This window comes from Sphingomonas kyeonggiensis, from assembly GCF_014204495.1.
In the GTDB taxonomy this organism is placed as follows: Bacteria; Pseudomonadota; Alphaproteobacteria; order Sphingomonadales; family Sphingomonadaceae; genus Sphingomonas; species Sphingomonas kyeonggiensis_A.
This window is the reverse complement of record NZ_JACHLN010000003.1, coordinates 681,592-695,906: the sequence shown is the minus strand read 5'-3', so window position 1 is coordinate 695,906 and position 14,315 is coordinate 681,592. Positions and strand designations below refer to the sequence as shown.

Below are 14,315 nucleotides of genomic sequence, written 5' to 3'. Positions count from 1 at the left end.
TGCCCTTACTCCTCCGTTTTCGCGAAGTCGAACGTTGCGGTCATGGATTTTTGGTGCAGCGGTGCCGCACCGGGTGCGATCAGTCGCAATCCGCGCATTTGCCGCGCACTTCGATCACCGGGCGCTCGGGCGAGAAGCCCGCGCCCTTGGCGGCGGCGCGTACCGTCTTGGTGATCGAGTCGTCGTCGATATGCGTGGTCTGCCCGCAATTGTCGCAGACCAGGAAGATGCAGTCGTGCAGGCAGTCGGGATGCGTGTTCGCCATATAGGCGTTGGCACTCTCCACCCGGCGGGCGAGGTTCGATCCGACGAACAGGTCGAGGATCCGGTAGACGCTGTTGGCCGCGACTCGGCGGCCCTCGGCCTTGGAGACCGCCTCGGCGATGTCATAGGCCGAAGCCGGCTTGTCGAAGCCCGCCAGTGCCTCGAACACACGCTCGCGCATCGCCGTCCACTGCTCGCCGGACTTCTCCAGCGTGGTCTGTGCGGCCTTGGTCAGGTCGTTGCCGTGATGCTCATGATGATCGTGCGCGTGCATGGCTATAATGTAGGCCCGCGGGGGCCTCGCGGCAAGATTCAGTAGGTGGCGCGCCGGTTCAGGTCGTGTCCCAGCGCGACGAGGCTGACGCCCACCAGCGTCCAGAAGATCTCGAAGTCGCCATGCGGCAGCGAGAGCGCGCCGGCCATGATGCCGAGCCCGAAGGCGCCGACGATCGCGGGGGCCATATAGCCGTGCGACATCACGCCGCGGACCAGCGCGAAGGCACCGAGGCCGATCGCAAGCGTGAGGCCGACTTCGTGAATCGCCGGGTTGAGCAGGCCGCCGGCCGAGGAAATGATGGTGAGCAGGATGGTCGTGGTGACGCAGTGGACCAGGCAAAGACCACTGACCCCGATCGCGATGCGATCAAGGCGCCCATCAAGATTGCCCCATACACGGGCTAGCGGAAGACTCACCGGCATGGGCGCGATATAGGGCAAGCAGGTTAAAGATACAACATAACATGCGGCGAAAATGAATGGGCCGTCATCCCCGCTCTTACTCCCCTCCCTGCAAGGGAGGGGCTGGGGGTGGGTTGCGACCCCGGCGAAGGCCGGGGGAGCCCTGCGCACCGGCTCGAGGAAAAGAAAAGGCCGGGCATCGAGCCCGACCTTTTCTAACCCACCCCTAACCCCTCCCTTGCAGGGAGGGGAATGTTGAGCCCTGCTACCCCAGCAACCCATGCCCCTTGGCCCAGGCAAGGAACAGCTCCGGCCACAGATGCGCCGGCTTGCCTTCGGTGCGCTTGCCCCAGCCGAAGCCGTGCCCACCCTGTTCGAACAGATGCGTCTCCACCGGCACCTTCGCCGCCACCAGCGCCGAGCGCAGCGCCAGCGCGTTCTGCACCGGCACCGTCGCGTCATCCTCGGCATGGCAGAGGAAACAGGGCGGGGTGTTCGGGGTAACCTGGCGCTCGGGCGAATGCTCGGCGGCCAGTTCGGGCTTGGGATCCTTGCCGATCAGCTGGGTGCGCGAGCCCATGTGCGCGAAGCCCGGGTCCATCGAGACGACCGGGTAGGTCGGCGCGGCGAGGATCGGCCGCGCGTCGAGCGCGTCGGCAGCATCGACGGGCGCATAGACCTTGCGGTCGAAGCGGGTGGCGAGATCGGCGCAGAGATGGCCGCCGGCCGAGAAGCCCATCGCGCCGACGCGCTTCGGGTCGACCTTCCACTTCGCCGCCTGGTGGCGGATCAGCCGCATCGCGCGCTGGGCATCCGCCAGCGCGACGTTGCTCGGGTCCTGCCACGGGTCGCCGGGCAGCCGGTAGAACAGGACGAAGGCGGTGATCCCGCGCGCGGCGAGCCAGGGGCCAAGCTCATAGCCTTCCTTGTCGACCACCACCCGGGCATAGCCGCCGCCCGGGATGACCAGCATCGCGGCGCCCTTCGGCTCCTTCGCGCGGAACACGTCGAGCCGCGGCGTGCGGATGTGGTCCATCGCGCGATCGGGGAAAGCGGGGTCGGGATTGCGGACCACGACATGGTCCTGGAGGGCCTTGTCGAGCAGCCCGGGCGCTTCGCCGGGCCAGAGCGGGAAGCTGGCATCGGGAATGGCCGGGCCGGCGGGTGGCGGTGCGCTCGCCCGTGCGGCAAGCGGCAGCAACGGGCCGGCAATTCCGGCGGCGGCGAGCAGGTCTCGGCGATCCATGGCGCCGGTCTAACCGCAAGCAGGACGTAAGGGAAAGGGGCGCGGGTAGGCCGGGTGACGCTCTAGGGTACGTCACCCGGCCACGCCCGCATTTCCTATGTAGAGGATTTGCGGGCAGTTACCAGAGGCGGGCAGCCGAAAGCACCGGCCGCCCGCCGATTCTTCACGCATGGCTCCCCAGATAATGGGCCTGGGCAGCCTCGGTTGCGTTGATCGCCAGGATCGAGCGGGCATCGGCGGCGGAGCGGACGCGGCCGCTGCGGTCCGATGCGGCGTCGAGCACCCGGTCGAGCAGCTCCTGTCCCTCATGCCACCAGCCGATTCCGCTGGCGGCGTTGAGATGGCCCTGGGGGCCCGCATCGACGAAGAAGCTGCCCCAGCGCTTGGCGAGATCGCGGGCGCGCTCGATCGAGATCCAGGGATCGTCCTGGCTCGCGACGGTGATCGAGGGGAAGGGCAGCGGCCTGGCCGGGGCGGGGGAGAAGCCCGCCAGCTCGGACTTCACGTCCGGCCGGTCGACATCCGCCGGGGCCACCAGCAGCGCGCCGGCGACGGGCCAGCCGAACGGCTGGGGCGAAAGCTCGGCCCACCAGGCGACGGCAAGGCAGCCCAGGCTGTGCGCGGCGAGCACCACCGGCGCCTGCGCGCTGCGGATCGCCTGGTCGAGCCTGGTCACCCAGGCGTTGCGATGGGGGGTATTCCACATGCCGAGCTCGACTCGGCTGGTATCGGGGCGCGACTGCTCCCAGAGCGTCTGCCAATGTGAGGGCCCCGAGCCACCGAGCCCGGGGACGGTGAGAACGATCGGCGAATGATCGTCAAACGGAGCAAAGATACTCATCAATTGCACTCCAAGGGAGGGCAGGCCGGAGCGCCAACTTATTCCCACTAGATAGATAGGCAATAGGCCCTGCGCCGGATCGAAGTCCGATTGCGCTGAGTTGTTGGGGGGCTCGGAATCCCCCTCCCTGCAAGGGAGGGGTTAGGGGTGGGTTAGAAAAGATCGGGCTCGATGCCCGGTCTTTTCTTTTCACGGCAACCGTCTCGCTGGGCGCCTCCGGAAGAGCGGAGGCGCAACCCACCCCCAACCCCTCCCTTGCAGGGAGGGGAGTAGGAAGCCGGGTAGGGGAGTAGGAGAGCGCCGCGTCCCTACGCCTCAGGCCTTCTCGTAAAGCGCCTGCTCCGCCGCCCGCCGCTTCTGCAGGCCGGGGAGCACCTTGCCGTCGGCATGGTCCCACAGCGGAAACTGCGCCGCGGCACCGGCATAGTCGCCGGCCTTGTGGAGGCGCAGCAGCGTGCTGCTCTCCAGATTGGCGACGCCGATATTATAGGCGAAGTCGACCAGGGCATCGAACTGGTTCTGGCTGGTCTGGGCCGATCCGAGCAGCGACGAGACCTGGGCGGAGAAGCTGGTGAGGTTTGCCTCCAGCCGGGCATCGCACTGCGCCTGGCTCCACACCGTGTTCTCGACGATGTCGGCGCCCGTCGAGCCCCAGCCGATCGTCCAGGGCAGCTTGCCGGTACCGGGATCGGGATAGGCCTTGAAGCTGCCGTCCGGCTGCTTCTGCGCGCAGCCTTCGAACTCCTGGACGAGCGCGATGCAATTCTGGCTGGGCGTCACGGCGATGCTCTCCCTTGTCTCTTGGCCCGTGCCCATAGTGCCCCAGCCGGTTTGCGAAGACCCGCGGCTTTGCATCCGAAGCGGTTGGACCTAAAGGCGCTGCATGCCCAAGCAACGTGCCGACCAGATGCTCGTCGATCGCGGCCTGGCCGAGAGCCGTACCCGCGCCCAGGCGCTGATCATGGCCGGCCTGGTCTTTGCCGGCGATCGCAAGGTCGACAAGCCCGGCCAGCAGCTCCCCGAGGAGATCGTGCTCGACGTGAAGGGGCGCGACCATCCCTGGGTGTCGCGCGGCGGGATCAAGCTGGCGCACGGGCTCGAGCATTTCGGCTGGGACGTGACCGGTGCGGTCGCGATCGACGTCGGTTCCTCGACCGGCGGCTTCACCGATGTGCTGCTGAGCAAGGGCGCCGCGCGCGTCTATGCGGTGGACAGCGGCACCAACCAGCTCGCCTGGAAGCTGCGCCAGGATCCCCGCGTGATCGTCCACGAGCAGACCAGCGCGCGCATCCTCACCGAAGCGCATATTCCGGAACAAGTGGACGTGATCGTCTGCGACGCGAGCTTCATCAGCCTCGCCAAGGTGCTCGAGGTGCCGTTCCGCTTCGCCAGGCCGGGCGCGCATCTGGTCGCGCTGATCAAGCCGCAATTCGAGGCGGGGCGCGACGAAGTCGGCAAGGGCGGGGTGGTCCGCGATGCCGCGGTGCACGAACGCGTCTGCCGCGAAGTGACTGACTGGGTGGCGGCGCAGGGCTGGACGGTGGCCGGCATCACCACCAGCCCGATCACCGGGCCCGAGGGCAATGTCGAATTCCTGATCGGGGCGACCCGCGGCTGAGACACAAGCTGTGGACACCCCATATGGCAACGCTTGCGTTTCGGCGCGCTGCAACATAGCCCTTTCGCCGCACACATAACCGGAGGCCGCATTGAGGGAAATCGCATCGAAGGGGCAGCTGAGGCTCGCCTATCTGCGATGGGCCGTGGTCACGGTGCCGTTCATCCTGTTGCTGGGCATCACTTCGGCGCGGCTGGCGCCCTCGGGCAGCGACAATCCCTGGTTCGCCCGGCTGGTGAAGCCGGCGATCATGCCGCCCGAATGGGCGTTCCCGGTCGCCTGGACGACGCTCTATGTGCTGATGGGGCTGGCGCTGGCGATGATCATCAACGCGCGCGGATCGGCGCTGCGCGGGCCGGCGCTGGTCGTCTTCGCGGTGCAGATGGCGGTGAACCTGGCCTGGTCGCCGGTGTTCTTCGGCATGCACCAGGTCGTGGCGGCGCTGGCGATCATCGGCGCGCTGTTCGTGCTGGCGCTGGTCACCTTCATCCTTTTCGGCCGCATCCGCACCTTCGCGGCGGTGCTGCTGGTCCCGTATCTCGCCTGGATCGCGTTCGCAGGCTTTCTTCTCTATCAGATCCACGAGCTCAACCCGAATGCCGGAAGCCTTGTATCCGCGCGTCCGACTGACGAAATACAGATCAAGTGATCGCGTAAGGAACACGAATATGCAGACCGACAACCGCCTGTTCGACGATTTCGTGAAGTTCGTGAACGGCGCGGCCGGCACGCTGGCCGGCGTCGCCCGTGAGACCGAAGGCGCCGCGCGCGAGCGTGCCCGCGAGTGGATCGGCGGGATGGACTTCGTTTCGCGCGAAGAATTCGAAGCCGTGAAGGCAATCGCGGTGGCCGCCCGAGACGAGAACGAATCCCTCGCCGCACGCCTGGCGGCCCTGGAATCGCAGCTCGCGGCCGCTCCCAAGGCGGCGAAATCGCCTAAAAAGACTGAGGGACAGGCATAAACACCTTGTCCACAGCTTTTGCGCAGGGTTGCGAACCCTGCGCTTGTGCGGGCCCGGTGCGATTGGCAGATTCTGGCCAAGCAATCCGGCCCCAGTGGAGAAACTGATGCTCGACGAAGCGGAATTCGACCGCGACGACGCAGCCCCTATCGACATGCTCGAAAGCTATTTCGCCGCCCATGGCTGGACCCACAGCCGCGAGGACGACGAGATCGTGGCGAAGGTCAAAGGCAGCTGGACGGAGTATGAACTTCGCGCGATCTGGCGCGAGGACGACGGCGTGCTCCAGTTCCTGGCATTCCCGGATATCCGGGTGCCGGACGAGCGCCGCATGGCGCTGTACGAGACGGTGGGCCTGGTCAACGAGCAGCTGTGGATCGGTCATTTCGAGCTCTGGTCGCAGAGCGGCATCCTGCTGTTCCGCCACGCCGCGATGATCGACGGCGACGAGCCGACGCTCAGCCTGCCCCAGGCCGAGCTGCTGGTCGAAAGCGCCGTTGACGAGTGCGAGCGCTTCTACCCCGTCTTCCAGTTCGTGCTGTGGGGCGGCAAGACCCCGGCCGAGGCACTGGCCGCCGCCCTGATCGAAACGCAGGGCGAAGCGTGAGCGCCGCTCCGCCGGCCCGCCTGTGGCTGGTCGGCTGCGGCAACATGGCCGGCGCGATGCTGCGCCGCTGGATCGAAACGGGGACGATCGACCCCACCAATGTCTTCGTCGTCAACCGCCAGGACCGCGAACTGCCCGAAGGTGTCCGCCAGGGCCGCGCATTTCCCGAAGGCCCGCTGCCCGACGCCGTGATGCTCGGCATGAAGCCGCAGCAGCTCGACCTGATCGCCGAAGCGCACGGCGCCCGTATCGCCGGCGTGCCGCTGCTGCTTTCCATCCTTGCCGGCGTCGAAGTCGCCACGCTCGCATCGCGTTTCGATGCGGGAGCGATCATCCGCGTCATGCCCAATCTGCCGGTCGCGATCGGCAAGGGCGTGGTCGCGCTGCACGGGCCCGCCAACGGGTCGGTCGAGGCGCTGATGCGGCCGCTCGGGCTGGTCGAATGGATCGCCGACGAGAAGCTGTTCGACGTGGTCACTGCGCTCGAGGGTTGCGGACCCGGCTTCGTCTATCGCTTCATCGACGCGCTGGCCTCGGCCGGCGCCGCGCTCGGGCTTCCCGAGGATCAGGCCCAGCGGCTCGCCATCGCAACGGTGGAGGGCTCGGGCCTGCTCGCGGGCGCTGCCGACGTCTCGCCGGCGGTGCTGGCGGACCGGGTGGCCAGCCCGGGCGGATCCACCCGCAAGGGGCTCGATGTGCTCGATGCCGACGATGCGCTGAAGAGGCTGCTGCTCGCCACGCTCACCGCTTCCGCCCGGCGTAACGCCGAAATGGCGGCAGAAGCCCGCGGCTAGGCTGGAACGCCGGCCGCATTCCTCCGTTGTTGCGCTGATAGCGAAACATTGGAGGCGTAGCCATGACGACCACCACCGCGACCCGCGACAGCAAGGGCCGTTTCACCGGTTCGAAGCGCACGAGCACGACGCACAATCTCGGCGTGATCGCCGGCGCCGCCGCCGGCGGCATGGCGCTGGGCATGCTGGCGCTGCTCGGCCGCAAGGCGGTGGTCCAGGCACCCACGGCGCTGGCCGGCAATTGGGACGAAGCGCTTGCCACCGAGCATGAGGCGGTCCGCAAGGTGTTCGACCAGATCGAGGCCACCGACGAGCATTCGACGACGAAGCGCAACCTGCTGCTCGCGCACCTCAAGCACGCGCTGATGAAGCATGCGGTAGAGGAGGAGAATGTCATCTACCCGGCGCTGCGCGAGGCTGGCCAGAAGCAGGCCGCCGACGAGCTGACCAAGGAACATGGCTATGTGAAGCAGTATCTCTACGAGTTGGAGAACATGCCCACCGCCTCGCCCGACTGGATCGCGAAAATCCGCCAGTTCCGCGGCGAGATCGAGGAGCATATGGCCGAAGAGGAAATGCGCCTTTTCCCGATGCTCCGCGCCCAGCTGAGCGACGAGAAGAACAAGGCACTGACGCTGACGATGAACAAGGAGGGGTTCAAGGTGGCGTGAGAGGCCTCTCGCTCCGCAGGGGCGAGGAAAGGGGCGCCACCCGGCCATACTCGTGTCGGCGCCCCAGGCGGTCATTCAGCCGATAACGAGTTGACCCGCGTCCGGCACCGGCTCACCGCACGGGCCCGCGCAACCGATGTCGCCTCTTGCAATCCTGTGAGGCGAATTTTGTGCCAACAGATTGAATTTGATGCGATTTTCTCGTCTTTTCTCGAGCGGTTCCTACGATCTTGCGATTGACCTCGGCACGGTAAACACAGTCATCTATCTGAGGGACCGCGGGATCGTCCTCAGCGAGCCCTCGGTGGTTGCGATGGAAACCACAGCTGGCATCTCGCGTGTCCGGGCGGTCGGCGCGGAAGCGAAGCTGATGCTGGGGAAGACGCCCGACAACGTCCGCACGATCCGCCCGATGCGCGATGGCGTGATCGCCGATGTCGACGTGGCCGAGCAGATGATCAAATATTTCATCGACAAGGTCCGCGGCCGTTCGGTGCGGATCGGGCGCCGACCGGAGATCGCGATCAGCATCCCGAGCAGCGCCACCCAGGTGGAACGGCGTGCCATCCAGCAAGCGGCCACCAATGCAGGCGCCGGCAAGGTCTATCTGATCGAGGAATCCATGGCAGCGGCGATCGGCGCCGGCTTGCCGATCACCGAACCGCTCGGCGCCATGGTCGTGGACATTGGTGGGGGCACGACCGAGGTTGCCGTCCTGTCCCTGAAGGGCCTGGCCTATAGCGCATCCATTCGTGTCGGCGGAGACCGGATGGACGATGCGATCGCCTCCGCGATCCGCCGCAAGCACAATCTCATGGTCGGCGAAGCGACCGCCGAGCGGATCAAGGTCGAGATCGGCACTGCCCGGCTTCCGGAGGACGGCATCGGCCAGACCACGAAAGTCAGGGGCCGGGATCTGGTTAAGGGCATGCCTTCCGAAGTGGAGGTGAACCAGGGCGAGATCGCAAATGCCCTTGCGGACCTGACCGCCCAGATCGTCGAGGCGGTGCATTCCGCACTGGAGAAAACCGAGCCGGAACTGGCCTCCGACATCTTCGATCAGGGTATCGTGATGACGGGTGGCGGCAGCCTCCTCGCGCATCTTGACGATGTGCTGTCCAAGGCAACCGGATTGCCAGTCGTGGTTGCGGAGAATGCCCTGATGTGCGTGGCTATGGGTGCGGGGCGTGCGCTTGAGGATCCGGTCTATCGGGGCGCAATGTCATCCACCTGATTGGTTGTCCCGGCCCTGTGCGGCCGGGATGCCCGTAGCCAGCCCTTCCACATAGCCGCACAGCATGTCCGCCAGCGCGTCCGACCAGCCCGCGATCTCCGCCTCCGTGCGCGGGGTCTGTGAGAAGCGCTCGCCGACGCCGCTCAGCGTCATCTTGATCAGGCCACACGCCAGCTTCCGTTCCTCCTCGGCCGTACCGGGCAGCGCCTCGCGCAGGAAGGCGTCGTAGATGCCGGCATTCTCCGCCCGGGCGTGGATCGCCTCGGGCGCGTCGCGATACAGGGGGGCGGCGTCGGTCAGCGCGGTACGGATCGCCGCTTCCTCGCATTCGGACTGGATGAAGGTGTGGACCAGCCGGCGCAGGCGGCCGAGCGGCGGGGTGCTTGCATCCTCCAGGATCGCGCGCAGCATCGCCGAGGTCTGCTGCCATTCGTCGCTCTGCAGGCGGAACAGGATCGCCGCCTTGTTGGGGAAATACTGGTAGAGCGAGCCGACGCTCACGCCCGCCCGTTCGGCGACTCGCGCGGTGGTGAAACGCTGTGCGCCTTCCTTCGTCAAAACCTGAACAGCGGCATCCAGCACGGCCTCGACCAGCTGGTTCGAGCGGGCCTGTCTAGGCTCTTTCCGCGAGGCGACGCGGGTGGTGCGGGCAGGGGGCATGCGGTGTTCCAGCCAATGCGAATAGTCAAACCTGACGAACTAGTCGTATTTTCCGGACCGGCAGGCAAGCCCCTGCCTGCACATGGAGAATCCCAAGATGACGACGCTTTCCAGCGCCCCTGTGGCGCCCCTGCTCGCGCGCCTGTTTGCCGAGGTCGATGCCAACCCGCCGGCGGCGAGCCCGCTCTTCGCCGGCACGACCAGCGAGGATCACCGCGCGATGATGCGCAGCAAGACCGAGTATCGCGATTTCTACGCGAAGCTCGCCGATTTCGCCCTGCCGGTCTCGCCTGAAGTAGGCGGGCTTCTCTACATGCTGGCGCGCGCGACGCGGGCCACCTCGATCGTCGAGTTCGGTACCTCGTTCGGCCTGTCTACCCTCCATCTCGCCGCGGCACTGCGCGACAATGGCGGCGGCCGGCTGATCACCACCGAGTTCGAACCTGCCAAGCTCGCCCGTGCCAAGGCGCATCTCGCCGAGGCCGGCCTGTCCGACCTGGTCGAGTTTCGCGAAGGCGACGCGCTGGAGACGCTCTCGACCGAGCTGCCCGAACATATCGACCTGCTGCTGCTCGACGGCGCCAAGGCGCTCTATTCGGACATTCTCGACGGGGTGGAGAGCCGGTTGCGCCGCGGTGCTATCCTGGTGGCCGACAATGCCGATTACTGCCCGGAATATCTGGAGCGCGTCGGTGATGTTGCGAGCGGATACATGTCGATGCCGTTCAGCGATGAGGTCGAGCTGTCGATCCGGCTTTGATGGCGCTCCTAAGCCCCTCCCCTTCAGGGGAGGGGTTTGGGGTGGGGCAGTATCTCATCGAGACCGAAAGTGCGCGGGCAGGCCCCACCCCAACCCCTCCCCCGAGGGGGAGGGGCTTAGCGTGTGACTACCGCCCCAGCGCCGCCACCACTGCGCGTTCCTCGTCGGGCACCAGTCCCTCGAGCACCGCCCAGAAGCCGCCCACCGCGCCCGGGCCGGCACTCGAATAGGCGGCCGCCATCTTGCCGCGCAGCGCGTCGAACAGCTCAGCTTCGAGTTTCGCCCCGGCCGGGGTCAGCCGCAACAGCCGCTGGCGGCGGTCCTTCTCGCCGGTGCGTGTCTCGACGAAGCCGCGGTCACCCAGCTCGGTCAACACGCGGCCGAGCGACTGCTTAGTGATCGAGAGGATTGCGAGCAGCTCGCTCACCGTCAGGTCCGGCTTGCGAGCGATGAAATAGAGCGCGCGGTGATGCGCGCGGCCCAGGCCCTGTTCGGCGAGGCCGGCATCGATCGAGCGGGTCAGATGAGCGTACCCGAAATAGAGCAGTTCCACGCCGCGCCGGATCTCGGGCTCGCGCAGGAACAGCGGGGAGGCAGGAATTGGGGCAGCCATGTTGACGCTTTCTGCCACCGCGCCTAACCCGCTGCAAGCCGCTCAAGGCAGAGTCGGGAAGAGTATGATGAACACCACCACCAATCTGGATTTCGAGTTCGAAGCGCACACCAACCCGGTCAGCGATGCCGACCGCGCCGTGCTCCTCGCCAATCCGGGCTTCGGCAAGGTGTTCACCGATCACATGGTGGTGATCAAATATTCGGTGGAGAAGGGCTGGCACGACGCGAAGGTCCAGCCGCGCGGGCCGATCCAGGTCGATCCGGCGATGGCCGTGCTGCATTATGCGCAGGAGATCTTCGAGGGTCTCAAGGCCTATCGCACGCCCGATGGCGCGGTCACGCTGTTCCGCGCCGACGAGAATGCCCGCCGCTTCCGCGAGTCCGCCGAGCGGATGGCGATGGCGCCGCTGCCGGAAGAGCTGTTCCTCCAGTCGATCCGCGAACTGGTGAAGATCGACGAGAAGTGGATCCCCGAGATCGAGGGCGGCTCGCTCTATCTGCGCCCCTTCATGTTCGCGAGCGAGGTGTTCCTCGGCGTGAAGCCGGCCAGCGAATATCTCTACATGGTGATCGCCTCGCCGGCGGGCGCCTATTTCAAGGGCGGCGCGCCGTCGGTCACGCTGTGGGTCTCGGAGCATTACACCCGCGCCGCGCCGGGCGGCACCGGTGCAGCCAAGTGCGGCGGCAACTATGCCGCGAGCCTGGTCGCGCAGAAGGAAGCCATCGGCCATGGCTGCGACCAGGTCGTGTTCCTCGATGCGGTGGAGAACCGCTATGTCGAGGAGCTGGGCGGCATGAACGTGATGTTCGTGATGGACGACGGCTCGATCATCACCCCGCCGCTCGGCGGCACGATCCTGCCGGGCATTACCCGCGCCTCGCTGCTCACCCTGGCGCGCGAGCAGGGGATCGAAGTGCGTGAGGAGCGCTATTCGATCGACCAGTGGAAGGCCGATGCCCAGAGCGGCAAGCTGCGCGAGGCCTTCGCCTGCGGTACCGCGGCAGTGCTCACCCCGATCGGCCAGGTGCGCGGCAACGGCTATGAATTCATGATCGGCAATGGCGGCCCGGGCATCGTCACGGAGAAGCTCCGCGCCGAGCTCGGCGGCATCCAGCGCGGCACCGTGCCGGACACGCATGGCTGGGTTGAACGGCTGGGCTAAGGCCCTATAAGCCGCCGCTCTGCTGGGGCGTCGCCAAGTGGTAAGGCAACGGTTTTTGGTACCGTCATTCGCAGGTTCGAATCCTGCCGCCCCAGCCATCCGAATCCTCGTGATTCGGTCTCAAGACTATGAAACGAATGCAGATTTCGGGATTGAGGACTGCGGTCCGTTGGACCGGATTCGCTTGCCTTCTCCTTCTTGTTTCATCGCTCAACCAGGCTCTTCACCATCCAAGCGCGCAAGTCGTTCGAGGGTGCCGCGGGGGCGATGCCACCCAGATGCCGTTGGAACATGGACTCGGCGAGGAATAGGTAGGCGCGCATCGCCATAGGATCCGAAGGCGCATGTGGCTGGTTGCGGGCGATAATGATCCCGGCAGGCGCGCCAAGCAGCTTCAGGTGCGCGGCATAGTCGATGACGCTGCGGATCGGCACGCGCTCGTCCCGGCCCGAGGCGATCAGCAGCAGGGGGGTCCGCATCGCTGCAACGCGTGCAAGCGGCGATTGCCGATGGAGTCGCTCAGCGATTGCCCGGTCGTCGGGGTTCAGCGCGAGCAGGCGCAAGCTGCGGTCGAGCGCCATGCCCTGGGTTCTGCCCAGATTGCCATGGATCGCGGCCCAGCGCGAGGTCCAGCCGAAATCGGGCGGCGGAACGATCGCGATGCCGGCGCGGTACAGCCGCGATCCGTTCGACAACGCCTGGAGCGTCGAATAGCCACCGAACGAGGCGCCCATGATCGCGGTGCGCGTGCGGTCGCCAACGCCGCGCGCGAGCAGGTAGCGCGTTCCCTCCTCAATGTCGCGCTGGACACGGCCATCGCCATAATCGCCTTGCGCCGCGAACATATAGGCGCGGCCATAACCGGTCGATCCGCGGAACTGCGGACGGAACACGGCATAGCCGCGATTGACCAGCAGCTGGGTGAGGGCGCTGTAGTCAGTGTCGTCATGCGACCAGGGGCCACCATGGACGATCGTGACCAGGGGCACGTGCGCCGGATCCAGGCCTGATGGCACGCTCAACAGCCCATGAATTGTCATGCCGTCCGAGGCCGGCCAGGTGAAGGCGGTCACCCGGGCAAGGGCATCCGGCGGAAGCCGTTTCACCCGGTCGTCGAGCAACAGGCGCATGGCGCCGCTCGCCGGATCGAGCAGGTACCAGCGATTGCCCTGCAGACGCGCATCGCGCTCGCGGACCAGCCAAGTGGCGCTGGAGGTCTCGACCATTGCGTCCGGCGCAAGCGACAGCCGGGCGAGGATCGCGGCGGTTCCAGGCAGCAGCCCGTACCGCGCCGGCCGCGTACCGCGATAGCTGGCGATCTGCGGAACGCCGCGCATGCGGTCGAGCACGATCCCGTCGATATCGACCTCGCTGGCCGGATCGGCATGGATGAGGGTTCGTTTCCCGTCGGCATCCAGCCGCAGGAGCGCGCGGCGCTCGCCGAGCAAGTCGCCCGACACGTAGACGCTTGCGTTGTCCGGCGTGACGCCGAGCAGGTCACAACGCTCCATCGCGACACAGGCGGTGATGCCATGGAAGCCGCCCTTTGGCGAACGTGCGACGATGAGGTGCCGTTCTCCGTCTACCAACTTGACGAATGCAGCTCGCCCATCGCGTCCGATCGCGGCATCGACGATCTCGCGCGCGCTATGCGCGAGCAGCCGCCGCGCCCCGCCTGGGCCGGCATGCCATAGCCGCCATCGCGCGCCTGCGCGATCGACCAGCAAGACACCGGGATGCCAGGGATTCAGGCCCAGCAGCCGCAATTCCGTTGCGCCGCCCAGGGTCGCGGCGATACCCGAGCCCGGGTCGCCGGCGGGGGAGAGCATCTGGACCTTGTCGGGCGCAATCATCACCAGCCAGCGTGAATCCCGGCTCCAGGCGATCTCGCGCGCATCGGTGCGCTGGAGGAGACGGCGCGCAGGGGCGCCCGCCGCGCTGGGCTGGAGCCAAAGGCTGTACTGGCCACCGGTGATGCGCAGGAATGCCACGCCCGAACCATCGGGGGCGAGCGTGACTGAAGTGATCAGGGGCTCGGAGACAAAGGCATCCCGGGGGAACCGGGGTGCGACCGGACGCGCCCGTTCGGCGGCGAGCATCGCCGCGAGCGGATCGGCGAGGGCCGGCATGGCGCAGGCGAGCGTCAGGAAGGCGGCTGCGGCATAGCCGAGCCGGCGAGTGCGGACGGGCATTGCAGAACTC

The 14,315-nt window shown here is 66.8% G+C and carries 17 protein-coding genes and 1 tRNA gene; 10 read left to right on the top strand and 8 right to left on the bottom strand.

The features are described 5' to 3' along the window. Positions 1 to 79: 79 nt before the first annotated feature. The 5 genes from HNP52_RS17310 to HNP52_RS17290 form a co-directional block, all read right to left on the bottom strand. Positions 80 to 538, bottom strand: coding sequence for a Fur family transcriptional regulator (locus HNP52_RS17310; protein WP_184168859.1), 459 nt, complete (start codon positions 536 to 538; stop codon positions 80 to 82). A gap of 38 nt (positions 539 to 576) precedes the next feature. Continuing rightward, positions 577 to 963: a MerC domain-containing protein gene (locus tag HNP52_RS17305; RefSeq protein WP_184168858.1), complete on the bottom strand. Its 387-nt coding sequence runs from the start codon at positions 961 to 963 to the stop codon at positions 577 to 579. A gap of 244 nt (positions 964 to 1,207) precedes the next feature. Beyond that, a complete protein-coding gene (locus tag HNP52_RS17300; protein WP_184168857.1) occupies positions 1,208 to 2,188 on the bottom strand; it encodes an alpha/beta hydrolase in 981 nt (326 codons plus the stop codon). Between the two features lie 163 nt (positions 2,189 to 2,351). Beyond that, positions 2,352 to 3,029 (bottom strand): alpha/beta hydrolase, encoded by a 678-nt coding sequence (locus tag HNP52_RS17295; protein WP_184168856.1) that lies wholly within the window; start codon positions 3,027 to 3,029, stop codon positions 2,352 to 2,354. A gap of 315 nt (positions 3,030 to 3,344) precedes the next feature. Then, a complete protein-coding gene (locus HNP52_RS17290; RefSeq protein ID WP_311768508.1) occupies positions 3,345 to 3,809 on the bottom strand; it encodes a lysozyme in 465 nt (154 codons plus the stop codon). A 103-nt stretch (positions 3,810 to 3,912) separates the two neighbouring features. On the opposite strand from HNP52_RS17290, the gene HNP52_RS17285 reads away from it, so the two are divergent. From HNP52_RS17285 to HNP52_RS17255, 7 genes are all read left to right on the top strand, one after another. Then, positions 3,913 to 4,647 (top strand): TlyA family RNA methyltransferase, encoded by a 735-nt coding sequence (locus HNP52_RS17285; protein WP_184168854.1) that lies wholly within the window; start codon positions 3,913 to 3,915, stop codon positions 4,645 to 4,647. A 91-nt stretch (positions 4,648 to 4,738) separates the two neighbouring features. Further along, on the top strand, positions 4,739 to 5,296 hold the full coding sequence (locus HNP52_RS17280; protein ID WP_184168853.1) for a TspO/MBR family protein: 558 nt from the start codon (positions 4,739 to 4,741) through the stop codon (positions 5,294 to 5,296). A gap of 19 nt (positions 5,297 to 5,315) precedes the next feature. Then, positions 5,316 to 5,609 carry an accessory factor UbiK family protein gene (locus HNP52_RS17275; RefSeq protein WP_184168852.1) on the top strand — a complete coding sequence of 98 codons (294 nt, stop codon included), beginning with the start codon at positions 5,316 to 5,318 and terminating at the stop codon, positions 5,607 to 5,609. Between the two features lie 106 nt (positions 5,610 to 5,715). Then, positions 5,716 to 6,216 carry a YbjN domain-containing protein gene (locus HNP52_RS17270; RefSeq protein ID WP_184168851.1) on the top strand — a complete coding sequence of 167 codons (501 nt, stop codon included), beginning with the start codon at positions 5,716 to 5,718 and terminating at the stop codon, positions 6,214 to 6,216. After that, on the top strand, positions 6,213 to 7,010 hold the full coding sequence (locus HNP52_RS17265; protein WP_409372645.1) for a pyrroline-5-carboxylate reductase family protein: 798 nt from the start codon (positions 6,213 to 6,215) through the stop codon (positions 7,008 to 7,010). Before HNP52_RS17270 ends, HNP52_RS17265 begins: the two co-directional genes overlap by 4 nt. A gap of 62 nt (positions 7,011 to 7,072) precedes the next feature. Next, positions 7,073 to 7,681, top strand: a complete 609-nt coding sequence (locus HNP52_RS17260; RefSeq protein ID WP_184168850.1) for a hemerythrin domain-containing protein — start codon at positions 7,073 to 7,075, stop codon at positions 7,679 to 7,681. A gap of 190 nt (positions 7,682 to 7,871) precedes the next feature. Beyond that, the gene (locus HNP52_RS17255; RefSeq protein WP_184169274.1) at positions 7,872 to 8,915 is read left to right on the top strand and encodes a rod shape-determining protein; all 1,044 of its coding nucleotides are present in this window, start codon (positions 7,872 to 7,874) and stop codon (positions 8,913 to 8,915) included. Here the strand turns inward: HNP52_RS17255 and HNP52_RS17250 are convergent. Then, the gene (locus HNP52_RS17250) at positions 8,904 to 9,575 is read right to left on the bottom strand and encodes a TetR family transcriptional regulator (protein WP_184168849.1); all 672 of its coding nucleotides are present in this window, start codon (positions 9,573 to 9,575) and stop codon (positions 8,904 to 8,906) included. The two genes, HNP52_RS17255 and HNP52_RS17250, sit on opposite strands and share 12 nt — an antisense overlap. A 97-nt stretch (positions 9,576 to 9,672) precedes the next feature. On the opposite strand from HNP52_RS17250, the gene HNP52_RS17245 reads away from it, so the two are divergent. After that, positions 9,673 to 10,335, top strand: coding sequence for an O-methyltransferase (locus HNP52_RS17245; protein WP_184168848.1), 663 nt, complete (start codon positions 9,673 to 9,675; stop codon positions 10,333 to 10,335). 127 nt (positions 10,336 to 10,462) lie between these two features. Here HNP52_RS17245 and HNP52_RS17240 read toward each other — a convergent pair whose 3' ends face one another. Then, positions 10,463 to 10,948 carry a MarR family winged helix-turn-helix transcriptional regulator gene (locus HNP52_RS17240; RefSeq protein ID WP_184168847.1) on the bottom strand — a complete coding sequence of 162 codons (486 nt, stop codon included), beginning with the start codon at positions 10,946 to 10,948 and terminating at the stop codon, positions 10,463 to 10,465. Positions 10,949 to 11,015: 67 nt separating this feature from the next. On the opposite strand from HNP52_RS17240, the gene HNP52_RS17235 reads away from it, so the two are divergent. Then, a complete protein-coding gene (locus HNP52_RS17235) occupies positions 11,016 to 12,113 on the top strand; it encodes a branched-chain amino acid aminotransferase (RefSeq protein WP_184168846.1) in 1,098 nt (365 codons plus the stop codon). Between the two features lie 23 nt (positions 12,114 to 12,136). Beyond that, positions 12,137 to 12,211, top strand: a tRNA-Gln gene (locus tag HNP52_RS17230). 105 nt (positions 12,212 to 12,316) lie between these two features. Here the strand turns inward: HNP52_RS17230 and HNP52_RS17225 are convergent. Continuing rightward, positions 12,317 to 14,305, bottom strand: a complete 1,989-nt coding sequence (locus HNP52_RS17225) for a prolyl oligopeptidase family serine peptidase (protein WP_184168845.1) — start codon at positions 14,303 to 14,305, stop codon at positions 12,317 to 12,319. Positions 14,306 to 14,315: the final 10 nt, after the last annotated feature.